This is a genomic window from Streptomyces sp. NPDC042259, from assembly GCF_055582085.1.
This window is the reverse complement of the sequence record NZ_JBVJDW010000004.1, coordinates 528,914-554,981: the sequence shown is the minus strand read 5'-3', so window position 1 is coordinate 554,981 and position 26,068 is coordinate 528,914. Positions and strand designations below refer to the sequence as shown.

Here is a 26,068-nt window from a genome sequence, read left to right as displayed (position 1 = left end):
GCCCCGCTACGAGACCGCCCGCCCCACGCGCTCCACTATGTAGAGCTGGGGGTGACCGCGGGTGTCCAGCCGGTCGGCCACCTTCTCGGCCTCGGTCTTCGTGGCGTAGCGGCCGACGCGGTAGCGGTTGCCGTTCTCGTCCTGGCGGATCACCAGCCAGGGCAGGACCGGTCCAGTCTCATTCATCGCCCCGCCCTTCCGCTGTGGCGTTGCACACCGGCGTACGCCCGTCGGCGCCTTCCGAAGAAACCGCAGTCCGCATATGCCCGAGCGTACGCCCGACCTTTACGCAGCGGATATGGGTTTTCACGAAGAGGTAAGCATTTGGCCACCCACGGGCATCCGTGGGTGGCCAAATCAGCGTTCGCTCGACGGGAAGGCTACGCCTTCGCCGCCTGCTTCTCGGCGGTCTTGGCGAGTTCCGCCTCCGCGCGCTCCTCGGCCTCGGCGAGCGCCGTCATCTCCTTCTCGACCTCCACCAGGGTGGGGTTGCGCCAGGCGCTGCGCACGCCCCAGAAGTAGAAGGCGAGGGCGATCATGATGACCACGACGATGTCCCAGCCCTGGGCGAGGTAGCCCTTGCCGCCGAACTCGGTGCCGCCGGCCCAGGACACGAAGGCCATGACCAGCAGATACGTCACCATCCAGGCGCCGGCCTGCAGATGCGGCTTCAGCTCGGCCCACGGCTTGCGCAGCTCGTACCAGGCCCAGATCGGCAGACCGATGGCCATGATGAAGATGACCTTGCCCGTCAGCGGCCAGCGCGCCCAGTACATGACCAGCGAACCGAAGATCATCGCTATGGGCGCGATGACCGGCATGGCCTTCAGCTTGACCGGGCGCTTCATGCCGGGCGCGATCCGGCGCAGCGACATCACGGCGACCGGTCCGGTGATGTACGAGATGACCGTGGCCACACCGACGATCTCGGCTATCGAGCCCCAGCCGCGGAAGACGGCCAGGAAGATGAACGAGATCACCAGATTGAGCAGCAGGGCCGGCTTCGGCACGCCCGTCTTGGGGTCGACCTTGCCGAAGACCTTGGGCAGGTGGCCGTTCTCCTGGACACCGTTGATCATGCGCGAGGTGGTGGCCGCGTAGATCATGCCGGTGCCGGACGGGGAGACGAACGCGTCCGCGTACAGCAGCAGCGCCAGCCAGTTCAGGCCCCAGGCGACGGAGAGGTCAGCGAGCGGGGACTTGTAGCCCAGCGCGTTCCAGCCGCCGGCCGCGGTGAGGTCCTGGGCCGGGACGGCCATCAGGAACGCGACCTGGAGGGCGATGTAGATCACCAGGGCGATCAGGATCGAGCCTATGACGGCCTTCGGCAGCGACTTGCCCGGGTTACGGGCCTCGGCGGCCATGTTCAGCGGGGACTGGAAGCCGTTGAAGGCCCAGACGATGCCGGCGACGGCGACGGCGCTGAAGACCGCGCTCCAGCCGTTCGGGGCGAACCCGCCGTGGTCGGTCACATTGCCGGTGTCGAAGTGCGCGAAGATCAGCGCGCCCGCGGTGAGCACCGGCACAACGATCTTGAACACCGTGATCGCGTTGTTCGTCTTGGCGAACAGGGTGATCGCGAACCAGTTCAGGAAGAAGTAGAAGACCACCAGGACGCTGGCGCAGGCCAGGCCGGTGCCGGTGAGTTCCTTGCCGTCGAACAGGCCCTCCGCCCAGCCGAAGTCCCAGGAGCTCATGTACTGGATGGACGCCGTCGCCTCGCCGGGGATGACGGAGACGATCGCTATCCAGTTGGCCCAGGCGGCCATGTACCCGGCGAGCGAGCCGTGCGAGTACTGGCCGAACCGCACCATGCCGCCGGCCTTCGGGAACATCGAGCCCAGCTCGGTGTAGGTGAGGGCGATGGTCAGCGCCACGACGGCACCGATGACCCAGGCGAGAATCGCGGCCGGACCGGCCAGCGCGGCGGCTCGCTCGGCTCCGAAGAGCCAGCCGGAGCCGATGATCGACCCGAGACCGACGGCCGTCAGGGCCGCCGTGCCCAAGCTCCGGCGGTAATGCGAGTGGGAACCCTGTTCGGTACTCAAGCCCCGGATCTCCTTTACTTTCTACTCCCCCACGGCACGACACAAACCGCGCCATCGTACGAGCGAATTGGCCGGGTCCCTTCCGCAAAAACGCTCTGACCTGGGCGTATGTGAGGTTTGCAACACAAAGATCCACCTTGCCGAATCAGGACATTATGGCCCAAGGTGCGCATAATCTTCCGGGGGCACAAGCCGACGTAGGCCACATTTCCGGACGTCAACTCGCCACGGCCGTCATCGAATCACCCTTGAGACGGCCGCTTCACCTTCACGTCATCTTCACTTCACCGGCAGGTGGTAGGCGACGCGGTGCCGCTCGGCGAGCATGACCACGTCCGCCGTCTCGACCGGGCAGCCCCCCGCGAGGTAGGTGCGCGAGACGACCAGCACGCAGTGGCCGGGCACCCCGCCGAGCGCCAGCGCCTCCTCGGCCAGCCCGGGGCGCGCGCTGACCTCCTCGGTGACGTTGTCCACGATCAGATCGATGGCGGCCATCCGCTCGACCACCCCCTTGCCGGCCAGCGGCCCCTCCTCGGGCAGCATCACGGGCGTCCGCCCGGTGACGGCCAGCGGCTCCCAGGAGGTGGAGAGCATGGCCGGCTCCCCCGCGGCCCGGAAGAGGTAATGCGTCCGCATCACCCGGTCGCCGACCGCGATCCGCAGCCGCCGCGCCACCTCGGCACCGGCCGCGACCTGCTCACTGCGCGACTCCCAGGTCCCCTTGACCCGGTCGTCGGCCTGCTCCTGCCGGAACGGCGTGGAATCCCCCACCGACCGGTACCCCGTCCGCACGAGCGCCCGCGGCACGGGCTGCTCCCGCACATACGTCCCCGACCCGGACCGGCCCTCGACCAGCCCCTCGGCCATCAGCACCTTGCGCGCCTCCAGGGCGACGGTGTCGGAGACGCCGTACTGCTCGCGGATGCGCGCTTGCGAGGGGAGTCGGGTATGCGGCGGCAACTCGCCTGCGACGATCTTCTGGCGAAGATCACCGGCGACGCGGAGATATGCGGGCTGGTCACCGAAGGCCACGTCCACTCCCATCAAGTTGACAGTCCGCAACAGCTTGGCAACCGACGGTTGTGATCCGCAACTCAAGGCCAAGCATTCACTAGATGTGGTGAATTGCAGCTCAGCGGCGTGTGATCGGGCGACGCGCGCACATGCGCACAGCACTACCCCGGGGCACATCCGGTTATCACTCACGGACGGAGCGAATACGGAGCGTGACCCATCGTGGAGGGGCGGCGAGGGGCGGCGTGTCCTAGGGGGACCCTTTGAGGAGTTCCTGAATCGTGAACGGAAGGAACAGCAAGGACAGGCCGATGGCCACCCAGGCGATGACTCTGGCGGCCGTATTGAGACCTCTGCCCCCGTACGCACCGGACGAGGACTTGATGGCCGCGTCGGAGGTCCGCGCCTGCTTGAGCGAGAAGATCGCGGGGATCAGCCCGAGCGCGAAGAAGAGACTGAGCGGAAGGGCTCCCAGAGCCAGCCCCAGGGCCAGTTTGGCCTGCGTGTGCACCGGCACCGTCGCGGAGGCCGCCGCCCAGGGCTCCTGCGCGGTCTTCGGTTCACGGGGCTTTCGCCGGTCCTCTTCCGTGGGATCCGTGGGGCCCGTCCCGTCCGTCGGCTGATCGGTCACCTCGGCGGCCACATGGATCAGGGCCTCGCCCACGGGCCCCCGCAAGGTGACCTCGCCCCGCAACGAACCCGCGCGTGAGGTGTCCACGGAGATCTCGGTGCCGTCCGGCGACTCGGTGGCACGCAACCAGCTGTCCGACGACTCCGGCACGCCACTGCACGCGATCGGGGGCTGCCCGGGGGGCACGGTCTCGGACGGGCTGGGCGCGTGCTGGGCCACGGTCCCGAAGTCGACCCAAGTCTCGGGGCTCACCGCCACCTCTTCCAACACCTGTGCGGCAGCCTGGGAGACCGTTTGGATGTCGGTACGGACCACCTCGGTCAACGCCTCGTGGGCTCCGCAGGCAATACCGAGATCCTCACTCCACAAACGGGCTTTCAGCTCCGTGACGGCCCCGAGGCGGGTGAACATGTTGGAATCGGTCAATGCCGTGCGCAAGGCGGCCGGAATCGGTTCGGGGCGAATCCGGCGCCGCCGGCTGCGGGCGACGAACAGATCGCCCTGCAAATCGAACTTCCTGCCCGGCGTCTGACTCGGATTGCGCGCACGCACCTGGTCGAAGACGTAGTCGTACAGCTCGTTCAGCGATATGCGGCCGTCCTCGTCCCGGTCCGCCTTGCCCGTCTCGAGCGCCTCCACCACGGCGCTGGTGAAGACCGAGGGCTCCGGCTCCGCGTCATCGGCGAGCCGTTCCCCCTCGAAGGAGTACCCCATCGCGTCGGAGGCGGTGATGACCGCCCGGCCACGCCCGCCCCCGAGATCACCGAAGGCATCGAGCACGTGCATGTCCCCCGCCGCGCGGACGTGGGCGCCCTGCGCGAAAGCGCCCCCGTAGCAGCAGTCCAGGAGCAGCACCACACTGCGCGACCGGCTCTCCGCCATGCACTGCTGCACGAACTGGGCGGATATGCCCGAGGCCGCCAGCCTGTTCAACCGGGTGTTGGAGGCGGCGAAATACAGATTCCCGGACTGGTTCTTCAGCCCGTGACAGGAGAAATGCAGAAGAAGGAGGTCGGCGACGCCGCCCTCACTGAAGAACCCCTCGATCCTCTCCTCGGTGACGTGGGCCGGCTGGTTGCGCACGACCTGTACGTCGAAGTCACCGATGCGCGGGTCTTCGAGTACGCGACCGAGGGCCAGGGCGTCCTCGGCCGGCGACCTGAGTCGTTCCAGGCCCGTGTCCTCGTACGTGTCATTGGCGACGATCAGAGCAAGCCGCTTGCCTTCCATGGTCAGCCTCCGGTGCCCACATGCCGGCTGACGAACAGCTCCACCAGCCTCTCCCGGTCGGCGGGCGACACGTCGGAAAGTTCCAGGACGTCGTCACCGAGTTCCAGTCGCACGGTCCGCGAGACGCCCTGGCTGCGGCTCAGCCATTGGCGCACGGCGCGCACGACCGACTGGAGCATCACGGCCGACTGCCCCAGGCTCACCACGAGACCGCCGGCCGCCGCGGCATCGAAGGCCCGCGCGCCCTCAGGCGCGGGCCCGGCGGACAGCGGAGCCACGTCCGCCACGTCGAGCCGAAGGAGTTCCTCCCGCAAATAGCCGGCGAGGCTGTTCAGGTACTCCGTGTCCGCGCCGTCCTCGCGAAGGTACAGACGCAACTCGTCAGTCATCGGCTCACCCGCTCATGCCTGTGACCCGATGACCACTGGACGCCACGGGTCCGGCCCGGATGCCTCGTACCCTTCAACGCTACGCCCGGAAGGGGGCACCCCGCGAGAGAGAGCCGGCGCCCTCGCGCGGGTGGCCCGCCTGGCCGCCGCTACCCCGGCGGGGGGCGCACGTCCAGAATCGTCGCCGTCCCGCCCGCCACTGTGCTCTCGTACATCGTGATCCGGTCGCCCGGCCCGAGGTGCCTCCACCGCGCCGCCGTCAGGGGCAGGAGCCGCACCGTAGTCCGCGCACCGGGCGCGAGGTCACCGGCGAACTCGACCCACAGCCGGGCGATGTCCAGTTCAGGCGCTCCGCCGTCCGTCCGGTTGCCGATGTCCCACATCGGCCGCAGCATCCCGGCTCCGGGTATCGGCGTACGCCGGAACATCTCACCGGCCGGGCGGAGGACCAGTTGGGCCCGGATGACGCCCACTCCCGTCTCCGCACCCCGCCACGAGCACCACTCGCGGCTCCGTTCGAACCCCAGCATCCCGGCCGCGCGTGCCAGCTCGTCCCAGAAACCCGTCGGCGCGGTCCATCCGTCACTCAGCTCCTGCAGCAGGTCGAGTGCCACTTCCCACTCGTCGTGCGCCAGGTAGTCCCAGACATCGGAGACGGTGATGTCGTTGCCGGTCGCCACTCCGTCGGGTACCAGCAGCGAGGCGGCCTCAAGTATCCCGACGACATCCATTCGCCCATGATGGATCAGCGGCACAACACCCCTCTTCAACACCACCGCACTCGTGTCCCAGCCCGAGCGACGCCGTCTGCGTTTCGGCGACTACCGCGTCGTCTACACGATCGACAACGGAGAGCTGGTGGTCTGGGTCGTCCACGCCGAGCACCACTCCACCGTTTACGACACCTGATCCCTGCGCCGCGGGTCGGTCGCGCCGGACTGTCAGTGGCCGCTGCTTTCATGGCGCCATGAGTACTGCGCACGAGGCCGCCTCGCTCCTCCCCGACCCCGCCGAACTCCGCGTCCACCTGCGCGCACTGTCGGTTCTGGATGCCACGGTCGGCGATGATCCGCGGTTCCGCTCCTACACCTTCGACGCCACCTCGGGCCCCGGAGCGGAGGTGGCCCTGATGGACAACGGCTCGGGAGACGACTTCTCCGTCCACTTCACCCCGGCCGGTGTACTCATACGCGGCTTCGACCACGAGTCGGAGATGAGCCCGTACGGGACGGACGACGAGCAGGTCTGGCCCGGCGTCATCGACGAAGTGCCCGCCGCGCTGCGCCCGCTCCTGGACGAACCCGCCTTCCACGACGAGGGCATTGACGCCCCTCGCGTCACCGCCTGCCTGTGGCGGGAGACCGGCGACACCGCCTGGCGCACCGGCTCGGCGATCGACTTCCCGTCCGGCAGCGAGGATCCGGATGGCTCCGGCTTCCTCTTCGGCCTTCTCACTGACCGGTCCCCCGAGGCGGTCCAGGCCCACTTCGAGGATTACTACGAGCGTCCCGTCCCCCTCGACGCCGTCCGTCATCTCCTCGCCGGACATCCCCTCACGCCTGCGATGGCCACGGCCCTCAACCCGGCCGCCTTCTCGGACGACGCACTTCTCCGCAGGGTCGCCGCACATTCCGAGGTCGCCGCCCACCTTGCCCGCGACGGCGAGTTCGACCTCGCCCGCACCGACCCGATCGAGCCGATCGCCCTGCCCAACGGCCTCCCGGTGGAGCCCGTCGCCGGCTGCAACGCGGGCGGTACCCACTACCTCTGCGGTCCGGCCGCCCCGGGCGGCCTCCGGCCCGTCCTCTACACCGACTCCGAGGGCCGGGCCTCTCTCATCGCCGAGTCGCTCGCCGAGGCCCTGACGCTCGCCATCGTCCTCCCGTCCTGGCACGACGCCCTGGCCGGCTTCCGTCCTCCTGCCCTCAACTCCGACTATCTCGACGACCACCCGGACCACCCCACCGTCCGCGACCGCCTCCTCGCCGCCCTGCGGCTTCCCCCGGCCACCGAACGGGAAGTCCTCGACCGCCTCCTCACCGCCGCCGCCCGCACCGTCCCCGATGGCTTCCTCCCGTACGTTCCCGATGAGGAGGACTCCGCCTTCCAGCCGATGCTCGAACCGTTCAGCGACTAAAAACTTCCAGGAGCTTGTGCCCCACCCGGCAACGGGAACCGATGAGTCGCTCATGGGCGGATGTTAGATGGTGGCCGGTTATCGTGCGGCAAGTGATGCGGCAATTCCCCCGGCCGGGATCATTGACTCTCCAGCCTCAGCTGCGGGCCGCTACCGTGCAGCCATGACCGCACTGCCCGAGTGGATGCGCCCGCCGCGCGCGGAAGGCTGGTTCGCGGAGGACCTGGACCGCCTCCCGGAAGCGCCGCGCCACACCGAGCTGATCGACGGCGCCCTCGTCTTCAGGCTGTCGCCCCAGCGCTGGTGGCACGGAGAGATCGTCACCGACCTCACGTTGGCCCTCAGGGCGCAGGCCCCAGCGGGTTTCAGGGTCGGTCGGGAGATGACGATCCGCCTCGATGCCCGAAACCGCCCGGAGCCGGACCTCGTGGTGACCACGGCCCCGTACGACCCTGACCGCACCTGGTTCGCTCCCGAAGACGTCCAGCTCGTCGTCGAGGTGGTCTCGCCGGAATCCGCCCACCGCGACCGGACCGTCAAGCTTCGCAAGTACGCCGAGGCCGGTATCCGGCACTACTGGTGCATCGATGACGAGGGCACCGTCCCCGCCGTGCACGTATACGAGCTGGATGAGCCGACCGGCTCGTACGCGCCGGCGGGAATCTTCCGCCACGCGCTCCAGCGCTCCTTGCCGTTCGAGATCAGTCTCGATCTGGACAAGCTGGCACCGGACCTGTCGAGCTGACACCACGATTCGGGGTCGGCACCAGGTCAGCACGGGCGGTCAGTAGTGGTAACGAGCCGCAAGGACGACGATTTCCTTGTCTGTCACCAGGTACACGAGGCGGTGCTCGTCGTCGATCCGTCGCGACCACGCCCCGGGCAAGTGGTACTTCAACGGCTCAGGCTTGCCGATACCCGTGAACGGGTCGCGCCTGACGTCCTCGATGAGCTTGTTGATCCGGGCGAGCATCTTGCGGTCGTTCTTGAGCCAGGACGTGTAGTCCTCCCAGCCCTGATCCTCAAAGACAAGCCTCACGCGGCACCCGCACCCGCGTCCGTCGAATCCGGATCGATCAGCTCCCGCTCCGACACGTTGACGTGGGCCAGGGCGTTCTCGTACGCCTTGAGCAACCGGCGCGCGTTCGCCGGCGAGCGCAGCAGGTACGAGCCCTCGCGCAGCGCCGCATAGTCCTCAGCCGAGACGAGCACGGCGTTACCGTGCTTCGAGACGATCTCGATGGCCTCGTGGTTCTCGTTGACCTTCTTGATCAGCGGAAAGAGTTCCTTGCGGGCTTCGCTCGCAGTTATGGACATACCCCTACCTCTTCCCTCAAGTGGTACCTAATAACGTACCACTCTCAGCGCCGCCGAGCAGGGAGATGGACCTGACGGACTGTCCGCCGCCCCAGCACCATCCCAGCACGGGAAAAGGCCAAGGGCCCGTCTCCGAGGAGGCGGGCCCTTCTGACCTGCAAGTTTATCCAGTGAGCGACGTGGTGCTAATGCACACGCTCAGACGTTGAAGCGGAACTCCACCACATCGCCGTCCGCCATCACGTACTCCTTGCCCTCCATGCGGGCCTTGCCGGCCGCGCGGGCTTCGGCGACGGAGCCGGTGGCGACGAGGTCGTCGAAGGAGATGACCTCGGCCTTGATGAAGCCCTTCTGGAAGTCGGTGTGGATGACACCGGCCGCCTCGGGGGCCGTGGCGCCCTTCTTGATGGTCCAGGCGCGGGTTTCCTTCGGGCCGGCCGTCAGGTAGGTCTGCAGGCCCAGGGTGGCGAAGCCGACGCGGCCGAGGGTGGCCAGGCCGGGCTCTTCCTGGCCCATGGACTGCAGAAGCTCCAGCGCCTCGTCGTCGTCCAGCTCGATCAGCTCGGACTCGATCTTCGCGTTGAGGAAGATCGCCTCGGCCGGGGCGACCAGGGCGCGCTGCTCGTTCTTGAAGTCCTCGTCGACCAGCTCGTCCTCGTCGACGTTGAAGACGTAGAGGAACGGCTTGGTGGTCAGCAGGTGCAGCTCGTGCAGCAGGTCGCCCTGCTCGGTGCCCTTGGTGATGCCGGCCGAGAACAACGTCTGGCCGGACTCGAGGATCTTCCGGGCGGACTCCACGGCGGCCAGGACCGCGACCTTCTCCTTCTGGAGACGGGACTCCTTGGTCAGGCGCGGGACGGCCTTCTCGACGGACTGGAGGTCCGCGAGGATCAGCTCGGTGTTGATGGTCTCGATGTCGTCCTTGGGCGAGACCTTGCCGTCGACGTGGACGACGTTCTCGTCCTTGAAGGCACGGATGACCTGGCAGATCGCGTCGGACTCACGGATGTTCGCGAGGAACTTGTTGCCCAGGCCCTCACCCTCCGAGGCACCGCGCACGATGCCCGCGATGTCGACGAAGTCGACCGTGGCGGGGAGGATCTTCTGCGAATTGAAGATCTCCGCGAGCTTCTGCAGCCGGGGGTCGGGGACGCCGACGACACCGACGTTGGGCTCGATGGTGGCGAACGGGTAGTTGGCCGCCAGTACGTCGTTCTTGGTCAGGGCGTTGAACAGGGTCGACTTGCCGACATTCGGCAGACCGACGATTCCGATCGTGAGCGACACGTGGCGACTTCCCGTAGCGAGATTCCCGTAGCGACGCGGGCGGCGGTGCGCCGTGCGTCGTCCGGGAATGGTGTAAAGGGTCCCGGCCCCCGGGCGGGGCCGGTCAACCAGTCTACGGGTCCGCGCCGCGAGCCCGCCCCGAACGGGCAGTCCTTCGAACGCTTGGACAAGGTGACTCAAAGGGCGTGTCCCATGCCGGATTCCTCCCGCTTCTCGACCTACTTTGGTCGGGTGGAGCAACCCAGCACACGTACCCCGCAGCGCAAGGCCCGCCGCACGTCGCCCGTGCCGCGCCCCGCTGCCCCCGTAGGACAGGGCGAGCGCGCGATGGTCCACCGGACCGGGCCGGGGCCCGGGCTGCCGCCGCTGCGGCAGGCCCTGGAGCGGATGCCCGCGGCCCGGCTCACGGGGCTCGGCAGTGGGCTGCTCACCGCCTTGGCGATGCTGGCGATCGGCGCGGCGGACGCGGCACTGCTGGACGGCTCCCCCGCCGTCTACGGTGTGTTCTTCCTCATCGCCGGCGCGGCCTGCGCGCTGTGGGTGCGGCCCGCCGACCTGGTCACCGCGCCGATCAGCGCGCCCATCGCGTACGCCGTCGGCGGGGTGCCGGTCAGCGGTGGCGGGAGCGGCCTCGGCGACCGCGTCATGGGGCTGGTCACCCTGCTGTCGCTGAACGCCGGGTGGCTCTACGCCGGAACCCTGCTGGCCGCCCTGATCGCCCTCGTCCGCAGGATCACGCTGATCAGAGCGCGAAGGCGGGAGCGGAACCGGCAGCGGAAGCGGCCATCGCGGCCCCCACGATCCCCGCACCGTTCTCCAGCCGGGCGGGAACGATCTCCGCGCTGACCCCCTTGATCAGCGGCAGGAACTTGTCCGCCTTGCGGCTGACACCGCCGCCGATCACGAACAGCTCGGGCGAGAAGAGCCCCTCGACGTGCAGCAGGTACCTTTCGACCCGCTTGGCCCAGCGCTCCCAGCTCAGGCCCTTGTCCTCCTTGGCCCGAGTCGAGGCGCGCTTCTCCGCGTCGTGACCGCGCAGCTCCAGATGGCCCAGCTCCGTGTTGGGCACGAGCCTGCCGTCGATGAACACGGCGCTGCCGATGCCCGTGCCGAAGGTGAGAACGATGACCGTGCCCTTGCGGCCGCGGCCCGCGCCGTAGTGCATTTCGGCGAGTCCGGCGGCGTCCGCGTCGTTCAGCACCGTCACCGGCGCCCCGAGCCGCTCGCGCAGCAGGCCCGCCGCGTCCCGGTTCACCCACTCCGCGGCGACGTTCGCCGCCGTGCGCGTCGTGCCGTCGACGACCACGCCGGGGAAGGTCGCCCCGATCGGGCCGCCGGACCAGCCGAAGTGCTCCACGACCTCGCGGACGCGGTCCGCCACCGCGTCCGGGGTCGCCGGATGAGGGGTGAGGACCTTGAAACGCTCCTCCGCCAGCTCACCCCGGGCCAGATCGACCGGTGCGCCCTTGATGCCCGATCCGCCGATGTCCACGCCGAATACGTCCATGACGACCACGCTAAGGGGTGCCGCCGCGCGACACCCCCCGTACGTGCGGCCCCGGCGGGACGATCAGGCGGTCTCCGCCGACCCGGCGGACTCCGCCGAGAGCTCCGCGGCCTCGGCCCGCAGATCGCGGCGCAGCTCCTTGGGCAGCGAGAAGGTGATGGACTCCTTGGCGGCGGTGATGACCTCGACATCGGCGTAGCCGTGCTGGGCGAGCCACTCCAGGACGCCGTCGACGAGGATCTCGGGCACCGAGGCGCCGGAGGTCACGCCGACCGTGGCCACGCCCTCCAGCCACGCCTCGTCGATCTCGTCGGCGAAGTCCACCAGGTGGGCGGCGCGGGCGCCCGCGCCGAGGGCCACCTCGACCAGCCGGACGGAGTTGGAGGAGTTCTTGGAGCCGACGACGATGACGAGGTCGGCGTCGGCGCCCATCTGCTTGACCGCGGTCTGGCGGTTCTGCGTGGCGTAGCAGATGTCGTCGCTGGGCGGGCTGATGAGCTGCGGGAACTTGGTCTTCAGCGCGTCCACGGTCTCCATCGTCTCGTCGACGGAGAGGGTGGTCTGGGAGAGCCAGACGACCTTGGACTCGTCACGGACCTCCACGTTGGCGACGTCCTTGGGGCCGTCGACGAGCTGGATGTGGTCCGGGGCCTCGCCGCTGGTGCCGATGACCTCTTCGTGGCCCTCGTGGCCGATGAGGAGGATGTCGTAGTCCTCGTTGGCGAAGCGGACGGCTTCCTTGTGGACCTTGGTGACCAGCGGGCACGTGGCGTCGATGGTGGCCAGCTTGCCGCGGGCGGCCTCGTCGTGGACGACCGGGGCGACACCGTGCGCCGAGAAGATCACGATGTTGCCCTCGGGCACCTCGGCCGTCTCCTCGACGAAGATGGCGCCCTTCTTCTCGAGCGTCTTGACCACGTATTTGTTGTGGACGATCTCGTGGCGCACATAGACCGGCGCACCGTACTGCTCAAGGGCCTTCTCGACGGCGATCACGGCACGGTCGACACCCGCGCAGTAGCCACGGGGGGCGGCGAGCAGGACCTTACGGGCGGGCGTGGCAGTCATGCCGTCCATCGTACGGGCCCGTCCCACCGGCGCGCCCCCGGTCGTCGGACCGGCGTGGTGGCCGAAGCTGGGGGAACGATTCGCCGCACCAGCGAGGGGGCCTCCATGTCCGCACCACCCGCCGGCGACGACGGCGCGCTCCGCCGGACGCTGTCCTTCCGGGATCTGGTCGTCTACGGCCTGCTGTTCATCGCCCCCATGGCGCCGGTGGGCGTCTTCGGCACGCTGGACGCGAAGTCGCACGGGGCCGTGGCGCTGGTCTACCTCGTGGCGACGGCCGCGATGGCCTTCACGGCGTTCTCCTACGCGCAGATGGTGCGGGTCGCCCCGAAGGCGGGGTCGGTGTTCACGTACGCGCGCCTGGGGCTCGGCGAGAGTGCGGGGTTCGTCGCCGGGTGGATGGCGATGCTGGACTACCTGCTGATCCCGGCCGTCGCGTACCTCTTCTCCGGCATCGCGATGCACGCCCTGGTGCCGGCCGTGCACCAGTGGGTGTGGACGGCGATCGCCGTGGTCGTGACGACCGTGCTGAACCTGTCGGGCGTACGGGCCGCGGCGCTGGTCGGCTTCCTCGTGCTGGCCTTGGAGATCGTCGTGCTGCTGGTCTTCCTGGTGGCGGCCGTCGTCGCGCTGGCCCAGGACGGGGCGCGGCGCGGCTGGCTGTCGCCGCTGGCGGGCGAGGGCGGCTTCTCCATGACGGCCGTGCTGGGGGCGGTGTCGGTCGCGGTGCTGTCCTATCTGGGCTTCGACGCGATCGCCTCCTTCGCGGAGGAGGCGACGGGCGGGTCGGAGCGGGTGGCCCGGGCGGTGCTGACGTGTCTGGTGGTGGCGGGTGTGCTGTTCGTGGCGCAGACGTACCTCGCTTCGCTGCTGGCGCCGATGTCACCGGCGGAACTGGCGGCGAAGCCGGAGAGCCAGGGGGCGGCGTTCTACGACACGGTCGACTCGGCCACCGGGAGCTGGCTGCACGACCTGGTGGCCGTCAGCAAGGCGATCGGCGCGGCCTTCGCCGCCCTGGCCGGCCAGGCGGCGGCGGGCCGGCTGCTGTTCGCCATGGCCCGCGACCGGCGGCTGCCGGCCCTTCTGTCGAAGGTGGACCGGGGATCGGGGGTGCCGCGCCTCGCCCTGCTGTCCGCCGCCGCGGTGACGCTGGTGGCGGCGGTGTGGGCCGCCCGGCGGGACGACGGTCTGGACCGGCTGGTGTCGGTGGTGGACGTGGGGGCGCTGGTGGCGTTCGCGCTGCTGCACCTGTCGGTGATCGGCTGGTTCGCGGTCCGCAAGCGGGGCGGGGCGCCGCATCCGGTACGGCATGTGGTGCTGCCGCTGCTGGGGCTGGCGGTGACGATCGCGGTCATCGTGGAGGCGGCGGCCACGGCGCAGATCGTCGGGGCGGTGTGGCTGGCCGCCGGCTTGGGGGTCCTGGGTGCGCAGACGCTGCGGCGGACGACGGCGGAGTGAGGCCGTCTCATGCCGCCTGTCGCGCCGGCCGCGGGCCGTCTTGCCGCCTGCGGCGGCGGGCGCCCTGCGGGCGCGGCCTCGAGCGCCGGACGGGCTTGATTCGGCTGAGCTCGACCGCAACTGAGCCGTCCGGCGCTTGAGGACACAGCACAACAACCCGCCGCGTACGACCCGCTACCCTCGCCCCATGGCTCTCAACACGTCCCCCGAGACCCCGATCCCCGTCGGTCAGGTGTCCCGGCTGATCGGCGGTTGGATCGACCGGCTGGGTGCCGTGTGGGTGGAGGGCCAGATCACTCAGTTGTCGCGGCGGCCCGGGGCCGGGGTCGTGTTCTTGACGTTGCGTGACCCCTCGCACGACATCTCCCTCTCCGTCACCTGCTACCGGGCCGTCTTCGACCAGGTGGCGGACGTCGTCTCGGAGGGCGCGCGCGTCGTCGTGCACGCCAAGCCCGAGTGGTACGCGCCGCGCGGCTCGCTGTCGCTGCGGGCGGTCGAGATCAAGCCGGTCGGGGTCGGGGAGCTGCTGGCGCGGCTGGAGCGGTTGAAGAAGTCCCTGGCGGCGGAGGGGTTGTTCGCCGCCGAACGCAAGCGGCCGCTGCCGTTCCTGCCGCAGCTCATCGGGCTGGTCTGCGGCCGGGCCTCCGCCGCCGAGCGCGACGTGCTGGAGAACGCCCGGCACCGCTGGCCCGCCGTGCGGTTCGAGGTGCGCAACGTCCCCGTGCAGGGCGTGCACGCCGTGCCGGGGGTCGTGGCGGCGATCGAGGAGCTGGACGCCGCGCCGGACGTGGACGTGATCATCGTGGCCCGTGGCGGCGGCAGCGTGGAGGACCTGCTGCCGTTCTCGGACGAGCAGCTCGTACGGACCGTGGCCGCGTGCCGTACGCCGCTGGTGTCGGCCATCGGCCACGAGCCGGACTCGCCCCTGCTCGACCTCGTGGCCGATCTGCGCGCTTCCACCCCCACCGACGCGGCGAAGCGGGTCGTACCGGACGTGGGTGAGGAGCTGGCCCGGGTCGGGCAGCTGCGCGGGCGCGCGCTGCGCTGTGTCACCGCGCACCTGGACAGCGAGGAGCGCGGTCTGGCGGCGGCGCGGGCGCGGCCGTGCATGGAGCGGCCGCAGCGGATGGTGGACGAGCGGGAACAGCAGATCACCGCGCTCGCGGACCGCGGCCGGCGCACGCTCGGGCATCTGCTCGACCGGGCGGACTCCGAGTTGGCGCACACCCGGGCGCGCGTGGTCGCGCTGTCCCCGGCGGCGACGCTGCGGCGCGGCTACGCGGTGCTCCAGCACGCGGACGGCTCGGTGGTACGCGCCGCCGACGAGGTGACGGCGGACGAGGAGCTGCGGGCGCGGGTCGCGGAGGGCGGGTTCACGGTGCGGGCCGTCGCCGTGCCCCCCGCCGTCACACCGCCCGCATAGGCTGGACCCCATGGCGAAGACGGGTGCGATGGACACGAACGAAGGTGCCCCGGGGGGCGACGACGCCCTGGGGTACGAGCAGGCGCGCGACGAGCTGATCGACGTCGTCCGCCGCCTGGAGGCCGGTGGTACGTCGCTGGAGGAGTCGCTCGCCCTGTGGGAGCGGGGCGAGGCGCTGGCGAAGGTGTGCCGCCGCTGGCTGGAGGGCGCCCGGGCGCGGCTCGACGCGGCGCTGGCGGAGTCCGACGACGAGCGGCCCGCCGAGGAGGGCTGACCGTCCCCACCGGCCCGGCGTCCCGCCCCCACCGGCCCGGGCGTCCCGCCCGCACTCCACCGGCGGGGTGTGTGAGACCGGTCACGAACCCCCCGTTTTAGTTGAAAGTTCATACACCTCGCGTAGAGTGGTCCCCATGACTCTCGCACTCGACGCCGCCGCTCAGGACCTGCTCTTCCGTGCGGCCCACACGGCCAACACCTTCACCGACGAGCCGGTGTCCGACGAGCAGATGCAGGCCGTCTACGACCTGATCCAGTACGCGCCCACCGCGTTCAACTCGACGCCGCTGCGCGTGGTGCTGGTCCGCTCCGAAGAGGCCCGCGAGCGCCTGGTGTCGCACATGGCCGAGGGCAACCGCCCCAAGACGCGCACCGCGCCGCTGGTCGCGATCCTCGCCACGGACAACGAGTTCCACGAGGACCTGCCGTACCTGATGCCGCACTTCCCGCAGGCGAAGGACCTCTTCTTCTCCGAGCGTCCCGCCCGTGAGGGGTCGGCCGCGCTCAACGGCGCCCTGCAGGCCGGTTACTTCATCCTGGGCATCCGCGCCGCCGGTCTGGCCGCGGGCCCGATGACCGGCTTCGACTTCGCCGGCGTCCAGAAGGAGTTCCTGGACGACGACCACACGCCGCTCATGGTGATCAACATCGGCAAGCCGGGCGTCGACGCCAGCCACCCCCGCTCGCCGCGCCTGGCCTACGACCAGGTCGTCACGACCGTCTGACCGTCTCCCCCCGACGGTCGGACTCCGGCCCGTCCGCCTACCCCCCCAGGCGGACGGGCCTCAATCGTCTCCGGAGGGGCGTGCGCACGGGCGCCGCGGGACGCCGTCCGCGCCACACCGCCGCACGGCGGTGTCCTCAAGCGCCGGACGGGCCCGACAAGTGCCGGACGGGCCGCGATGGGCCGTGGCTCAGTTCGACGGCCCGGCGCCGGCCGACTCGGCCTTGAGCGCCGCGGCCATCTCCACGAGCCGCTCGTGCGGGGCGGTGCCCGTGACCACGGTGGTCACCCCGCGCTCCTCACGCACCAGGGCGTTGTACTTCTCGCCCTCGTAGCGCTGCCAGGTGGTGTTCCCCACCCGCTCCGTCCGGTCCGTCTTCTCGGCACGCTGGCTCGCGGTGCGGATGAAGCCGCGCGCCGGGCCGTCGCTCTGCTCGACCGCGACGTACTGCCGCTGCGGGTCGAGGAAGCCCAGGTGCCAGACCGAGCCGTCCTCGGTGCGCGCCTTGTACGAGACCGACGTCGCGCGCCAGCCCTTGCCCAGCCCCTCGGGCGCGGCCACCGCGTACGGCGCCGCGCGCCGGGCCGTGTCCAGCTCCACGCGGTAGCCGACCGTCTTGATGGGGTCGTGGTCCTCGTCGTGCGGGATGAAGAGATAGCTGACGACCGCCGCGGGGATGACCACCGCCATCGACAGCATCATGTTCCGGATGGTCTGCGTCTTTCCGTTCCTACCTGCCACGCCCCCTATCGTCCCCCATGCCCCGTCCGATCTTGACGGGGGTGCCCGCCCGGCGTGCGGCGACGGGCGGCCGGGTACCGGCGGACGTGCCGGACGAGTGCCGCGCGTCATCCGGCCATCGTTCGCAACCGCATCGCCCACCTTGACGCCGCTCATGCGTGGGGCGCTCTGCTCACTCTCGCAATGAACCGATAAAGTCATCAGCACCCTCACCCTCCTGGCCCTTACGGGACAGAGGTCCCACGGCCGTCGCCGTACAGAAAGGTGCGTTCCGATGACCGATCATCACCTGCCGTCCCAGCTCGAGGTCAGCCCCGAGGCCCCCGACCGCAACCTCGCACTCGAGCTCGTCCGGGTCACCGAGGCGGGCGCCATGGCGTCGGGCCGCTGGGTGGGCCGCGGTGACAAGAACGGCGCCGACGGCGCCGCGGTCAAGGCCATGCGGGCCCTGATCGGCACCGTTTCCATGAACGGTGTCGTCGTCATCGGCGAGGGCGAGAAGGACAACGCCCCGATGCTCTACAACGGCGAGCGGGTCGGCGACGGGACCGGCGCGGAGTGCGACGTGGCCGTCGACCCGGTCGACGGCACGACGCTGACCGCCAAGGGCATGGCCAACGCCGTCTCCGTCATGGCCGTCGCCGACCGCGGCTCCATGTTCGACCCGTCCGCCGTGTTCTACATGGACAAGCTGGTGACCGGCCCCGAGGCGGCCGACTACGTCGACATCAACGCCCCGGTGGCGGTCAACATCCGCCGCGTCGCGAAGGCAAAGCACTCCTCGCCCGAGGATGTGACGGTCGTCGTTCTGGACCGCCCGCGTCACGACGGCATCGTCAAGGAGATCCGCGAGGCGGGCGCCCGCATCAAGTTCATCTCCGACGGCGACGTGGCCGGCGCGATCATGGCCGTGCGCGAGGGCACCGGCATCGATCTGCTGCTCGGCGTCGGCGGCACGCCCGAGGGCATCATCGCGGCCTGCGCGATCAAGTGCCTCGGCGGCACCATCCAGGCCAAGCTGTGGCCCAAGGACGACGAGGAGCGTCAGCGGGCGCTCGACGCGGGCCACGACCTCGACAAGGTCCTGCACACCGACGACCTCGTCAGCGGCGACAACGTGTTCTTCGTCGCCACCGGCATCACCGACGGCGAGCTGCTGCGCGGCGTGCGCTACCGCGCGGAGACCGCGACCACGCAGTCGCTGGTCATGCGCTCCAAGTCCGGCACGATCCGGCAGATCGACTCCACGCACCGGCTGTCGAAGCTGCGCGCGTACAGCACCGTCGATTTCGAGCGCCCCAGCTGATCGGTGCCGGCCCGGCACCGACGGGCCGGCACCGAAGCGCAACGGGCCGGGCCCCGCCGTGAATCCGGCGGGGCCCGGCCCGTATTGTCCGCGCTCAGCCCGCGGCGGCGACCCGCGCGGAGCGCTGCAGCTCCGCGTCCCGCCGCCGGCGCCTGGCGAGCACGACCCTGCGCTCGGCCGCGGTCAGCCCGCCCCACACCCCGTAAGGCTCGGGCTGGAGCAGCGCGTGCTCCCGGCAGGCGACCATCACCGGGCAACGGGCGCACACGCGTTTCGCGGCCTCTTCCCGTGACAGACGGGCGGCCGTGGGTTCCTTGGATGGTGCGAAGAACAATCCGGCTTCATCCCGGCGGCACACCGCCTCCGAATGCCAGGGGCCGGCCTGATCCCGAGCGGCGATCCGCTGAGACGGTACGGCGGCTTCCTGCCGGGGCTGATGCGGTAGCAGCACGGTCTACTCCTGACGACGGCTTTGCTGGGCCGATTGAGTCACCTTTGCCCGTCTCGCTGCGCACGACCATTCGCACCCGCAGCCGTACGAGAGACGATGCACCAAGCTTTACCCGCTGTGCGCGCTCTTATTCACACCGTTGTCATGACCGGAACGCGATAAGCCGCGTAGCGGCCCCGCCGGTGCCCGTCGGACGGGGCCGCCGGGGGCCTCGCGGGCGGACGATCAGCCGTGTGATCAGCCCTGTGATCAGCCGGGCGCGAGGAGGTTCTTGATCCGCTTGCCGCGCCGCGGCCGGGCCTTCACCCCGCCGAAAAGGGCGAAACCCGTGATCACCACGACCGGTGCGTCGGGCTCGTGGCTCTCGTGGGTCCGGACGTCGAAACCGCCGAAGACCCCGGTGCCCGCGCAGCGCACCGAGACGTTCTCCGGGACCTTGATGTCGACGCCGCCGAAGACGGCGGTGGCGTTGATCACGATCTCCCGCCGGGTGAAGAGCGCCTCGGACAGATCGATCTCCACCTCGCCGAACAGGGCGAAGGCGTTCGTCCGCAGCCCGACCCGCCAGCGGCCCTTGCGGGCCGCGCCGCCGAACACGGCGACGAGGTTCTCGGTGGCGGCCGACGCGACGGGGTAGGGCAGCGGGCCCGCGGGCGAGGGACGCCGCCCCGAGGGCAGGTCGCGCACCAGTGGCTCCAGCTCGGCGTGGGTCCGCGCCCCGTACACCGCGCCGATCCGTTCGGCGTGCTCCTCCGCGGTGAGCCGGCCCTCCGCCAGCGCCTCGCGCAGGATGTCCGCGGTGCGGTCCCGGTCCGCGTCGGAGGCGCGCGACGCGGGGGCGGGCTCCGCGCCCTTGGTCAGTGACACCGGCTTTCCGGCAGACTCGTCCACGGCCGCCACCCTAGCCAAACGCGATAGATCGCGTCAGGGGGGTACGGAGGTGCGGCCGCGCCGGGCGGCACGGAGTGAGCCGTGACTCACCCTTTGCTCACCGGTTTGCGCACCGGCGGGCCCACGGGCCCGATACCGGCCGCGGCACCGGGCCGCGAGCCCGCCCGGCACCGCGAAGTGAGCCTTACCTCACCAACCGGTCACCGGCGGAGCGTCCTAGGCTGGAGGGCGCTGTCGAGGATGCCAGCCACCGTTGCCTGCCGAGTGAGGAATCGCCGCAATGTCTGCCCAGTCTGAGTTCGCCTATACGGATCTCCTGCCCCTGGGCGAGGACGACACGCCGTACCGTCTGGTGACCGCCGAGGGTGTGAGCACCTTCGAGGCCGACGGCCGTACGTTCCTCAAGGTCGAGCCGGAGGCGCTGCGGAAGCTGGCCGCCGAGGCGATGCACGACATCTCCCACTACCTGCGACCGGCGCACCTGGCGCAGCTGCGCCGGATCCTCGACGACCCCGAGGCGTCGGCGAACGACAAGTTCGTCGCCCTCGACCTGCTGAAGAACGCGAACATCGCGGCCGCGGGCGTGCTGCCGATGTGCCAGGACACCGGCACGGCGATCGTCATGGGCAAGCGCGGCCAGAACGTGCTGACCGAGGGCGGCGACGAGAAGGCCCTCTCGCACGGCATCTTCGACGCCTACACCAAGCTCAACCTGCGGTACTCGCAGATGGCCCCGCTGGCCATGTGGGACGAGAAGAACACCGGCTCGAACCTGCCCGCGCAGATCGAGCTGTACGCGACCGACGGCGGCGCGTACAAGTTCCTCTTCATGGCCAAGGGCGGCGGCTCGGCCAACAAGTCCTTCCTCTACCAGGAGACGAAGGCGGTCCTCAACGAGGCCTCCATGATGAAGTTCCTGGAGGAGAAGATCCGCTCGCTGGGCACCGCCGCGTGCCCGCCGTACCACCTGGCGATCGTCGTGGGCGGTACGTCCGCGGAGTTCGCGCTCAAGACCGCGAAGTACGCCTCCGCGCACTACCTCGACGAGCTGCCCGCCGAGGGCTCCCCCACCGGTCACGGCTTCCGCGACAAGGAGCTGGAGGAGAAGGTCTTCGAGCTGACGCAGAAGATCGGCATCGGCGCGCAGTTCGGCGGCAAGTACTTCTGCCACGACGTCCGCGTGGTCCGGCTGCCGCGCCACGGCGCCTCGCTGCCCGTCGCCATCGCCGTCTCCTGCTCGGCCGACCGCCAGGCGGTCGCGAAGATCACCGCCGAGGGTGTCTTCCTGGAGCAGCTGGAGACCGACCCGGCGCGCTTCCTGCCCGACACCACGGACGCGCACCTGGACGAGGCCGGCGAGGTCGTGAAGATCGACCTGACCCGTCCGATGGACGAGATCCTCGCCGAGCTGACGAAGTACCCGGTCAAGACCCGGCTCTCGCTGACCGGCCCGCTGGTCGTGGCGCGCGACATCGCGCACGCGAAGATCAAGGAGCGGCTGGACGCGGGCGAGGAGATGCCGCAGTACCTCAAGGACCACCCGGTCTACTACGCGGGCCCGGCCAAGACCCCCGAGGGCTACGCCTCCGGCTCCTTCGGCCCGACCACGGCCGGCCGCATGGACAGCTACGTCGACCAGTTCCAGGCGGCGGGCGGCTCCAAGGTCATGCTCGCCAAGGGCAACCGCTCCCGGCAGGTCACCGACGCGTGTGACGCGCACGGCGGCTTCTACCTGGGTTCGATCGGCGGCCCGGCGGCCCGTCTGGCGCAGGACTGCATCAAGAAGGTCGAGGTCCTGGAGTACCAGGAGCTGGGCATGGAGGCGGTCTGGAAGATCGAGGTCGAGGACTTCCCGGCGTTCATCGTCGTGGACGACAAGGGCAACGACTTCTTCGTCGACCCGGCACCGGCGCCGACGTTCACGAGCATTCCGGTGCGGGTCGGGAAGTCCGGCTAACGGCTCGTCTTGCCGCCTGCGACGGCGGGCACGCGGCGCGCCCTGCGGCGCGTCCTCAAGTGCCGGGCAGCCTTTATGCGGCTGGGCTCAGCCCAACCAGCCCGTCCGGCGTTTGAGGACGACCGCCGCGCAGCGGTGGTGCCGATGGCCTCCGGCGGTTGGTCGACTGACCGGCCGTCTTGGCCGCCTACGGCGGCGAGGCGCCCTGCGGGCGCGTCCTCAATCGCCGGACGGGCTTGGTGTGGCTGAGCTCAGCCACACCAAGCCCGTCCGGCACTGGCCGGCAAGGCCTACGCGAAGCGCTGGCTCGCAGAGCCGTCGCACTGCTGCAGGCGCAGGGCCTCCTTAGGTGCGGCGAGCGTCAGGCAGAGGCCGTCGGCCGCCGCCGGGTGGAAGCCGGAGCCGGTGCGGACGAACTGCTGGTTCGTGCCGCCGTGGCAGTTCCACAGCACCACGGCCGTCCCGGCGCGGTAGGCGCCGTTCGGGACGTCCAGGCACCGGTCGTGTGTCAGGCCGGTGCGCAGCGCCTTGGTGCCGGCGTCGTGGGCCCACTGCTGGTTGCGGCTGCCGGTGCAGTCCCAGCCGCCGACCGTCGTGCCGTTGCGGCTGCTCGCCCCGTACGCGTCCAGGCACGTCCCCGTGGCCTCGCCGCGCAGGGGGCGGAAGGCGTCGTCCCAGGCGCCCTTCGTCAGCACGGGCGACCCCGTGCTCGCCGGGTCCGCGCAGCCCGCCTCCCGGTAGCCGGAGCGGTAGAGCTGGGTGAGGCAGGACGCGAAGGCGGCGTGGCCGCGCGCGTTGGGGTGGAAGGACTGCCGCACGGAGTTCGCGTCGGGCGGGAAGGGGTTGGTCAGGTCGACGTAGAGGCCGCGTGCCCAGGTGTCCTCCATGCACACCTCGTGGCCGTGGAAGAGGCGGGAGTTGTCGAGGAAGAGCGCGCCGGTGTTCTCGGCGGCGCGGCGCATGCCGCGTTCGAAGGCGGGCACGGCCGTATTGCGGCCCCAGGCGGAGTCGGAGGTGTGGCCGACGCAGCCGCCGGGGAGCTTGCCGGGGAAGTTCGGGTTGTCCTCGAAGTCGGGGCCGATGGGGCTCGGGTAGCCCATGACGACGAGCTTGTAGTCGGTGTCGGCGTAGCCCGCGTCCTTCATGACGGTCCGCAGGTCCCGTACGGTCTGCTCGACCTTGGGCACGAGGGCGTCGACACGGGACTGCCAGCCGGGGGCGTACTTCGGTTCGCAGGGGCCCTGGAGGGTCAGATAGCGGGTGACGCAGTCGGTGATGACGGGCCCGAACTGCAGGTCGTCGTTGGCGCCGGCGACCAGCAGCACCATCTTCACGCGCGTGTTGCGGGCCTTGACGGCGAGGTTGTCGCTCTGGACCAGTTCGTCCGCGTACTGCTTGCTGCCGCCGATCCGGATGTTTCCGGTGGAGGCGCCGGAGCAGGCGACGTTGTAGGTGACGTCGGCGGGGATCGCCGTGCGGTGGATGGCGGCGTCGGGCGAGCGGTGGCACCAGTTGTCGGGGCCGTTGGTGCCGGGCTCGTAGGTGCCGACCCCCTCCCCGGATATCTCGCTGTCGCCCAGCGAGACGAGGGACGTCTTGCGTTCGGCGAGCGGCCGCTCGGCGGCGCTGCCGTAGAGCTTCGCGGCCTCGGCGGCGCGGACCTTCTCGAGTTCGGGCGCGAGGGGGACCGAGGCGGTGGTGCGCGGGTCCGCGTGCGCCGAGGACCCGGTCGCGGCCACCCCGCCGAGCGCCGCGGCGAACGCGGCGACGGCGGCGAGGGTACAGCGCAGGGTGGGTCTGCGTGTCATGGAGCCTCCCCGGTTTCTGTTGTTACTCGCGGTATTTACTAGTCGGTAAGTGCTTTTGGGAACACTGTGAACGAGACAAACGCTTTTGTTTGTCAGGAGGTAAGCAACGATGACCGACAGTGATCAGTACCGGATCGAGCACGATTCCATGGGAGAGGTCCGGGTGCCCGCACACGCCAAGTGGCGGGCGCAGACCCAGCGGGCGGTGGAGAACTTCCCCCTGAGCGGACAGCGGCTCGAACGCTCGCACATCGAGGCGCTGGCCCGGATCAAGGCCGCCGCGGCCAAGGTGAACGCCGAGTTGGGCGTGGTCGGCAAGGACGTGGCGGAGGCCATCGAGGCGGCCGCCGCCGAGGTCGCGGAGGGCCGCTGGGACGACCACTTCCCCGTCGACGTCTTCCAGACCGGCTCGGGCACGTCGTCCAACATGAACACCAACGAGGTCCTCGCCACCCTCGCCACCGAGCGCCTGGGCCGCGACGTGCACCCCAACGACCACGTCAACGCCTCGCAGTCGTCCAACGACGTGTTCCCCTCCAGCATCCACATCGCGGCGACCGCGGCCGTCACCGGCGATCTCGTCCCGGCGCTGGAGCATCTCGCCGGGGCGCTGGAGCGCAAGGCCGCGGAGTTCGCGGAGGTCGTCAAGTCCGGCCGTACGCACCTGATGGACGCCACCCCGGTGACGCTCGGCCAGGAGTTCGGCGGCTACGCCGCCCAGGTCCGCTACGGCGTCGAGCGGCTGCGCGCCTCGCTGCCGCGGCTGGCCGAACTTCCCCTCGGCGGCACGGCCGTCGGAACCGGCATCAACACCCCGCCCGGCTTCGCCGCCGCCGTCATCGCCGAAGTGGCCCGCACCACCGGGCTGCCGCTGACCGAGGCCCGCGACCACTTCGAGGCCCAGGGCGCCCGCGACGGTCTGGTGGAGACCAGCGGCCAGCTGCGCACCATCGCCGTGGGCCTCACCAAAATCGCCAACGACCTGCGCTGGATGGCCTCCGGTCCGCGCACCGGCCTCGCCGAGATCAACCTCCCCGACCTCCAGCCGGGCTCCTCGATCATGCCGGGCAAGGTCAACCCGGTGATTCCCGAGGCCGTCCTCATGGTGGCCGCCCAGGTGATCGGCAACGACGCGACCGTGGCCACGGCGGGCGCGGCGGGGAACTTCGAGCTCAATGTGATGCTCCCGGTCATGGCGAAGAACCTGCTGGAGTCGGTACGGCTGCTCGCGAACGCCTCCCGGCTGCTCGCCGACCGCACGATCGACGGCATCACCGCCAACGTCGAGCGGGCCCGGACGTACGCCGAGTCCTCCCCGTCCGTGGTCACCCCCCTCAACCGCTACATCGGCTACGAGGAGGCGGCCAAGGTGGCCAAGAAGTCGCTGGCCGAGCGGAAGACGATCCGGGAGGTCGTCCTGGAGTCCGGCTACGTCGACCGCGGACTGCTGACGAGGGAACAGCTCGACGAGGCCCTGGACGTGCTGCGGATGACGCACCCCTGAGAACCGCGTCCGGGCGCACCCCGCCGCGCGGGCGGTAAGGCCGGTGGTCGGCCGGAGAACCGCCGGCCGGGCGGGGCGCGTCAACCCGCGCGCTTGGACCGTACCTATTGCGGCGCACGTCACGGCGCATCAGTGGGCGGGGCACCTAAGATCTGCGCATGACAGCGGACACGGTGGGAACGACGGGTACGGCAGGCACCGCCCCCTGGGCGCCGGGAGATCACATCCTCTGGCGTTATCGGGGCAATGCCACCGACAGCGTCCACATCTGCCGTCCGGTGACCGTCGTCCAGGACACCGACGACCTGCTCGCCGTCTGGATGGCCCCCGGCACCGACTGCGTCAAACCGCTGCTCGCCGACGGCACCCCCGTGCACCGGGAGCCGCTGGCCACCCGTTACACCAAACCGCGCACCACCACCACGTCCCGCTGGTTCGGCACCGGCGTCCTCAAGCTCGCCCGCCCCGGCGAGGCCTGGTCGGTCTGGCTCTTCTGGGATCCCGGCTGGCAGTTCAAGAACTGGTACGTGAACCTCGAGGAGCCCCTCGCCCGGTGGTCCGGCGGAGTGGATTCCGAGGACCATTTCCTGGACATCGCCGTCTACCCCGACCGTAGTTGGGAATGGAAGGACGAGGACGAGTTCGCGCAGGCACAGCGGGCGGGCCTGATGTCCGCCGCACAGGCCGGGCGGGTGCGGGCGGCCGGGCACGCGGCCGTCGAGCGGATCGAGTCGTGGGGCGCGCCGTTCGCCGACGGCTGGGAGGACTGGCGGCCCGACCCGGCGTGGACGGTGCCGACGCTCCCGGACGACTGGGACCGCACCCCGGCGCGGCTCGGGGCGTGAACCGCTTGGTGTCTCCCCGTGGGACAACCGTAGGATCGGCCTCCGCGATACTGCA

General features: G+C 70.3%; 26 protein-coding genes and 1 pseudogene. 12 read left to right on the top strand and 15 right to left on the bottom strand.

The features are described from left to right. Positions 1 to 6 precede the first annotated feature (6 nt). The 6 genes from ACZ6MA_RS14725 to ACZ6MA_RS14700 form a co-directional block, all read right to left on the bottom strand. Positions 7 to 186 (bottom strand): SPOR domain-containing protein, encoded by a 180-nt coding sequence (locus ACZ6MA_RS14725; RefSeq protein ID WP_362219544.1) that lies wholly within the window; start codon positions 184 to 186, stop codon positions 7 to 9. Positions 187 to 380: 194 nt separating this feature from the next. Beyond that, the gene (locus ACZ6MA_RS14720) at positions 381 to 2,048 is read right to left on the bottom strand and encodes an APC family permease (protein ID WP_469433823.1); all 1,668 of its coding nucleotides are present in this window, start codon (positions 2,046 to 2,048) and stop codon (positions 381 to 383) included. A 279-nt stretch (positions 2,049 to 2,327) separates the two neighbouring features. Further along, complete coding sequence (locus ACZ6MA_RS14715; protein ID WP_469434121.1) at positions 2,328 to 3,080, bottom strand: GntR family transcriptional regulator; 753 nt, start codon at positions 3,078 to 3,080, stop codon at positions 2,328 to 2,330. Between the two features lie 232 nt (positions 3,081 to 3,312). Then, positions 3,313 to 4,923 (bottom strand): caspase family protein, encoded by a 1,611-nt coding sequence (locus ACZ6MA_RS14710; RefSeq protein ID WP_469433822.1) that lies wholly within the window; start codon positions 4,921 to 4,923, stop codon positions 3,313 to 3,315. Positions 4,924 to 4,925: 2 nt separating this feature from the next. Next, the gene (locus ACZ6MA_RS14705) at positions 4,926 to 5,312 is read right to left on the bottom strand and encodes a hypothetical protein (protein ID WP_469433820.1); all 387 of its coding nucleotides are present in this window, start codon (positions 5,310 to 5,312) and stop codon (positions 4,926 to 4,928) included. 149 nt (positions 5,313 to 5,461) lie between these two features. Beyond that, entirely contained in the window at positions 5,462 to 6,043 is a 582-nt protein-coding gene (locus tag ACZ6MA_RS14700; protein ID WP_469433818.1) for a hypothetical protein, read from the bottom strand. Positions 6,044 to 6,065: 22 nt separating this feature from the next. Between ACZ6MA_RS14700 and ACZ6MA_RS14695 the strand changes: the two are divergent. The 3 genes and pseudogenes from ACZ6MA_RS14695 to ACZ6MA_RS14685 form a co-directional block, all read left to right on the top strand. Continuing rightward, a pseudogene (locus tag ACZ6MA_RS14695) lies at positions 6,066 to 6,221 on the top strand (type II toxin-antitoxin system RelE family toxin); the annotation flags it as partial. A 58-nt stretch (positions 6,222 to 6,279) separates the two neighbouring features. Continuing rightward, entirely contained in the window at positions 6,280 to 7,449 is a 1,170-nt protein-coding gene (locus tag ACZ6MA_RS14690; RefSeq protein WP_469433817.1) for a hypothetical protein, read from the top strand. A gap of 163 nt (positions 7,450 to 7,612) precedes the next feature. Continuing rightward, positions 7,613 to 8,194: a Uma2 family endonuclease gene (locus tag ACZ6MA_RS14685; RefSeq protein WP_469433816.1), complete on the top strand. Its 582-nt coding sequence runs from the start codon at positions 7,613 to 7,615 to the stop codon at positions 8,192 to 8,194. Positions 8,195 to 8,233: 39 nt separating this feature from the next. Here ACZ6MA_RS14685 and ACZ6MA_RS14680 read toward each other — a convergent pair whose 3' ends face one another. The 3 genes from ACZ6MA_RS14680 to ychF form a co-directional block, all read right to left on the bottom strand. Continuing rightward, on the bottom strand, positions 8,234 to 8,488 hold the full coding sequence (locus ACZ6MA_RS14680) for a Txe/YoeB family addiction module toxin (protein WP_351032907.1): 255 nt from the start codon (positions 8,486 to 8,488) through the stop codon (positions 8,234 to 8,236). Beyond that, positions 8,485 to 8,766, bottom strand: coding sequence for a type II toxin-antitoxin system Phd/YefM family antitoxin (locus ACZ6MA_RS14675; RefSeq protein ID WP_469062375.1), 282 nt, complete (start codon positions 8,764 to 8,766; stop codon positions 8,485 to 8,487). Before ACZ6MA_RS14675 ends, ACZ6MA_RS14680 begins: the two co-directional genes overlap by 4 nt. A 198-nt stretch (positions 8,767 to 8,964) precedes the next feature. Further along, entirely contained in the window at positions 8,965 to 10,053 is a 1,089-nt protein-coding gene (ychF, locus tag ACZ6MA_RS14670; protein ID WP_469433814.1) for a redox-regulated ATPase YchF, read from the bottom strand. Between the two features lie 231 nt (positions 10,054 to 10,284). Between ychF and ACZ6MA_RS14665 the strand changes: the two genes are divergently transcribed. Further along, on the top strand, positions 10,285 to 10,899 hold the full coding sequence (locus tag ACZ6MA_RS14665) for a DUF6542 domain-containing protein (RefSeq protein WP_469433812.1): 615 nt from the start codon (positions 10,285 to 10,287) through the stop codon (positions 10,897 to 10,899). Here ACZ6MA_RS14665 and ppgK read toward each other — a convergent pair. Both ppgK and ACZ6MA_RS14655 read right to left on the bottom strand, forming a co-directional pair. Then, complete coding sequence (gene ppgK, locus ACZ6MA_RS14660) at positions 10,796 to 11,560, bottom strand: polyphosphate--glucose phosphotransferase (protein WP_469433810.1); 765 nt, start codon at positions 11,558 to 11,560, stop codon at positions 10,796 to 10,798. The genes ACZ6MA_RS14665 and ppgK overlap by 104 nt on opposite strands. A gap of 63 nt (positions 11,561 to 11,623) precedes the next feature. Further along, positions 11,624 to 12,637 (bottom strand): 4-hydroxy-3-methylbut-2-enyl diphosphate reductase, encoded by a 1,014-nt coding sequence (locus tag ACZ6MA_RS14655; RefSeq protein ID WP_469433809.1) that lies wholly within the window; start codon positions 12,635 to 12,637, stop codon positions 11,624 to 11,626. 96 nt (positions 12,638 to 12,733) lie between these two features. On the opposite strand from ACZ6MA_RS14655, the gene ACZ6MA_RS14650 reads away from it, so the two are divergent. From ACZ6MA_RS14650 to ACZ6MA_RS14635, 4 genes are all read left to right on the top strand, one after another. Then, positions 12,734 to 14,086 carry an APC family permease gene (locus tag ACZ6MA_RS14650; RefSeq protein ID WP_469433807.1) on the top strand — a complete coding sequence of 451 codons (1,353 nt, stop codon included), beginning with the start codon at positions 12,734 to 12,736 and terminating at the stop codon, positions 14,084 to 14,086. Between the two features lie 187 nt (positions 14,087 to 14,273). Then, positions 14,274 to 15,509 (top strand): exodeoxyribonuclease VII large subunit, encoded by a 1,236-nt coding sequence (xseA, locus tag ACZ6MA_RS14645; RefSeq protein ID WP_469433805.1) that lies wholly within the window; start codon positions 14,274 to 14,276, stop codon positions 15,507 to 15,509. Positions 15,510 to 15,519: 10 nt separating this feature from the next. Then, positions 15,520 to 15,783 carry an exodeoxyribonuclease VII small subunit gene (locus ACZ6MA_RS14640; protein ID WP_469433803.1) on the top strand — a complete coding sequence of 88 codons (264 nt, stop codon included), beginning with the start codon at positions 15,520 to 15,522 and terminating at the stop codon, positions 15,781 to 15,783. A gap of 136 nt (positions 15,784 to 15,919) precedes the next feature. After that, a complete protein-coding gene (locus tag ACZ6MA_RS14635) occupies positions 15,920 to 16,510 on the top strand; it encodes a malonic semialdehyde reductase (protein ID WP_469433802.1) in 591 nt (196 codons plus the stop codon). Positions 16,511 to 16,699: 189 nt separating this feature from the next. Here the strand turns inward: ACZ6MA_RS14635 and ACZ6MA_RS14630 are convergent, their stop codons facing one another. Beyond that, on the bottom strand, positions 16,700 to 17,251 hold the full coding sequence (locus ACZ6MA_RS14630; RefSeq protein ID WP_469433801.1) for a DUF4245 domain-containing protein: 552 nt from the start codon (positions 17,249 to 17,251) through the stop codon (positions 16,700 to 16,702). A 274-nt stretch (positions 17,252 to 17,525) separates the two neighbouring features. Here ACZ6MA_RS14630 and glpX point away from each other — a divergent pair, with 274 nt between their 5' ends. After that, the gene (gene glpX / locus ACZ6MA_RS14625) at positions 17,526 to 18,557 is read left to right on the top strand and encodes a class II fructose-bisphosphatase (RefSeq protein ID WP_469433799.1); all 1,032 of its coding nucleotides are present in this window, start codon (positions 17,526 to 17,528) and stop codon (positions 18,555 to 18,557) included. Between the two features lie 94 nt (positions 18,558 to 18,651). Here glpX and ACZ6MA_RS14620 read toward each other — a convergent pair whose 3' ends face one another. Both ACZ6MA_RS14620 and ACZ6MA_RS14615 read right to left on the bottom strand, forming a co-directional pair. Continuing rightward, positions 18,652 to 19,008 (bottom strand): WhiB family transcriptional regulator, encoded by a 357-nt coding sequence (locus tag ACZ6MA_RS14620; protein WP_130879671.1) that lies wholly within the window; start codon positions 19,006 to 19,008, stop codon positions 18,652 to 18,654. Positions 19,009 to 19,257: 249 nt separating this feature from the next. Continuing rightward, positions 19,258 to 19,899 (bottom strand): DUF1707 SHOCT-like domain-containing protein, encoded by a 642-nt coding sequence (locus ACZ6MA_RS14615; RefSeq protein WP_469433797.1) that lies wholly within the window; start codon positions 19,897 to 19,899, stop codon positions 19,258 to 19,260. 280 nt (positions 19,900 to 20,179) lie between these two features. Between ACZ6MA_RS14615 and ACZ6MA_RS14610 the strand changes: the two genes are divergently transcribed. Further along, entirely contained in the window at positions 20,180 to 21,856 is a 1,677-nt protein-coding gene (locus ACZ6MA_RS14610) for a fumarate hydratase (RefSeq protein ID WP_469433795.1), read from the top strand. A 290-nt stretch (positions 21,857 to 22,146) separates the two neighbouring features. Here ACZ6MA_RS14610 and ACZ6MA_RS14605 read toward each other — a convergent pair whose 3' ends face one another. After that, positions 22,147 to 23,664: a ricin-type beta-trefoil lectin domain protein gene (locus tag ACZ6MA_RS14605; protein ID WP_469433794.1), complete on the bottom strand. Its 1,518-nt coding sequence runs from the start codon at positions 23,662 to 23,664 to the stop codon at positions 22,147 to 22,149. 109 nt (positions 23,665 to 23,773) lie between these two features. Between ACZ6MA_RS14605 and ACZ6MA_RS14600 the strand changes: the two genes are divergently transcribed. Then, a complete protein-coding gene (locus ACZ6MA_RS14600; RefSeq protein ID WP_469433793.1) occupies positions 23,774 to 25,168 on the top strand; it encodes a class II fumarate hydratase in 1,395 nt (464 codons plus the stop codon). A gap of 158 nt (positions 25,169 to 25,326) precedes the next feature. After that, entirely contained in the window at positions 25,327 to 26,013 is a 687-nt protein-coding gene (gene fomD, locus ACZ6MA_RS14595) for a cytidylyl-2-hydroxypropylphosphonate hydrolase (RefSeq protein ID WP_469433791.1), read from the top strand. Positions 26,014 to 26,068: the final 55 nt, after the last annotated feature.

What these genes read in the sequence shown, in the direction of transcription:
- ACZ6MA_RS14725 (WP_362219544.1), bottom strand. Translation starts at nt 186, where the DNA reads ATGAATGAGACTGGACCGGTCCTGCCCTGGCTGGTGATCCGCCAGGAC.
- ACZ6MA_RS14710 (WP_469433822.1), bottom strand. Translation starts at nt 4,923, where the DNA reads ATGGAAGGCAAGCGGCTTGCTCTGATCGTCGCCAATGACACGTACGAG.
- ACZ6MA_RS14705 (WP_469433820.1), bottom strand. Translation starts at nt 5,312, where the DNA reads ATGACTGACGAGTTGCGTCTGTACCTTCGCGAGGACGGCGCGGACACG.
- ACZ6MA_RS14700 (WP_469433818.1), bottom strand. Translation starts at nt 6,043, where the DNA reads ATGGATGTCGTCGGGATACTTGAGGCCGCCTCGCTGCTGGTACCCGAC.
- ACZ6MA_RS14690 (WP_469433817.1), top strand. Translation starts at nt 6,280, where the DNA reads ATGAGTACTGCGCACGAGGCCGCCTCGCTCCTCCCCGACCCCGCCGAA.
- ACZ6MA_RS14685 (WP_469433816.1), top strand. Translation starts at nt 7,613, where the DNA reads ATGACCGCACTGCCCGAGTGGATGCGCCCGCCGCGCGCGGAAGGCTGG.
- ACZ6MA_RS14675 (WP_469062375.1), bottom strand. Translation starts at nt 8,766, where the DNA reads ATGTCCATAACTGCGAGCGAAGCCCGCAAGGAACTCTTTCCGCTGATC.
- ppgK (WP_469433810.1), bottom strand. Translation starts at nt 11,560, where the DNA reads ATGGACGTATTCGGCGTGGACATCGGCGGATCGGGCATCAAGGGCGCA.
- ACZ6MA_RS14655 (WP_469433809.1), bottom strand. Translation starts at nt 12,637, where the DNA reads ATGGACGGCATGACTGCCACGCCCGCCCGTAAGGTCCTGCTCGCCGCC.
- ACZ6MA_RS14650 (WP_469433807.1), top strand. Translation starts at nt 12,734, where the DNA reads ATGTCCGCACCACCCGCCGGCGACGACGGCGCGCTCCGCCGGACGCTG.
- xseA (WP_469433805.1), top strand. Translation starts at nt 14,274, where the DNA reads ATGGCTCTCAACACGTCCCCCGAGACCCCGATCCCCGTCGGTCAGGTG.
- ACZ6MA_RS14640 (WP_469433803.1), top strand. Translation starts at nt 15,520, where the DNA reads ATGGCGAAGACGGGTGCGATGGACACGAACGAAGGTGCCCCGGGGGGC.
- ACZ6MA_RS14635 (WP_469433802.1), top strand. Translation starts at nt 15,920, where the DNA reads ATGACTCTCGCACTCGACGCCGCCGCTCAGGACCTGCTCTTCCGTGCG.
- glpX (WP_469433799.1), top strand. Translation starts at nt 17,526, where the DNA reads ATGACCGATCATCACCTGCCGTCCCAGCTCGAGGTCAGCCCCGAGGCC.
- ACZ6MA_RS14610 (WP_469433795.1), top strand. Translation starts at nt 20,180, where the DNA reads ATGTCTGCCCAGTCTGAGTTCGCCTATACGGATCTCCTGCCCCTGGGC.
- ACZ6MA_RS14605 (WP_469433794.1), bottom strand. Translation starts at nt 23,664, where the DNA reads ATGACACGCAGACCCACCCTGCGCTGTACCCTCGCCGCCGTCGCCGCG.
- ACZ6MA_RS14600 (WP_469433793.1), top strand. Translation starts at nt 23,774, where the DNA reads ATGACCGACAGTGATCAGTACCGGATCGAGCACGATTCCATGGGAGAG.
- fomD (WP_469433791.1), top strand. Translation starts at nt 25,327, where the DNA reads ATGACAGCGGACACGGTGGGAACGACGGGTACGGCAGGCACCGCCCCC.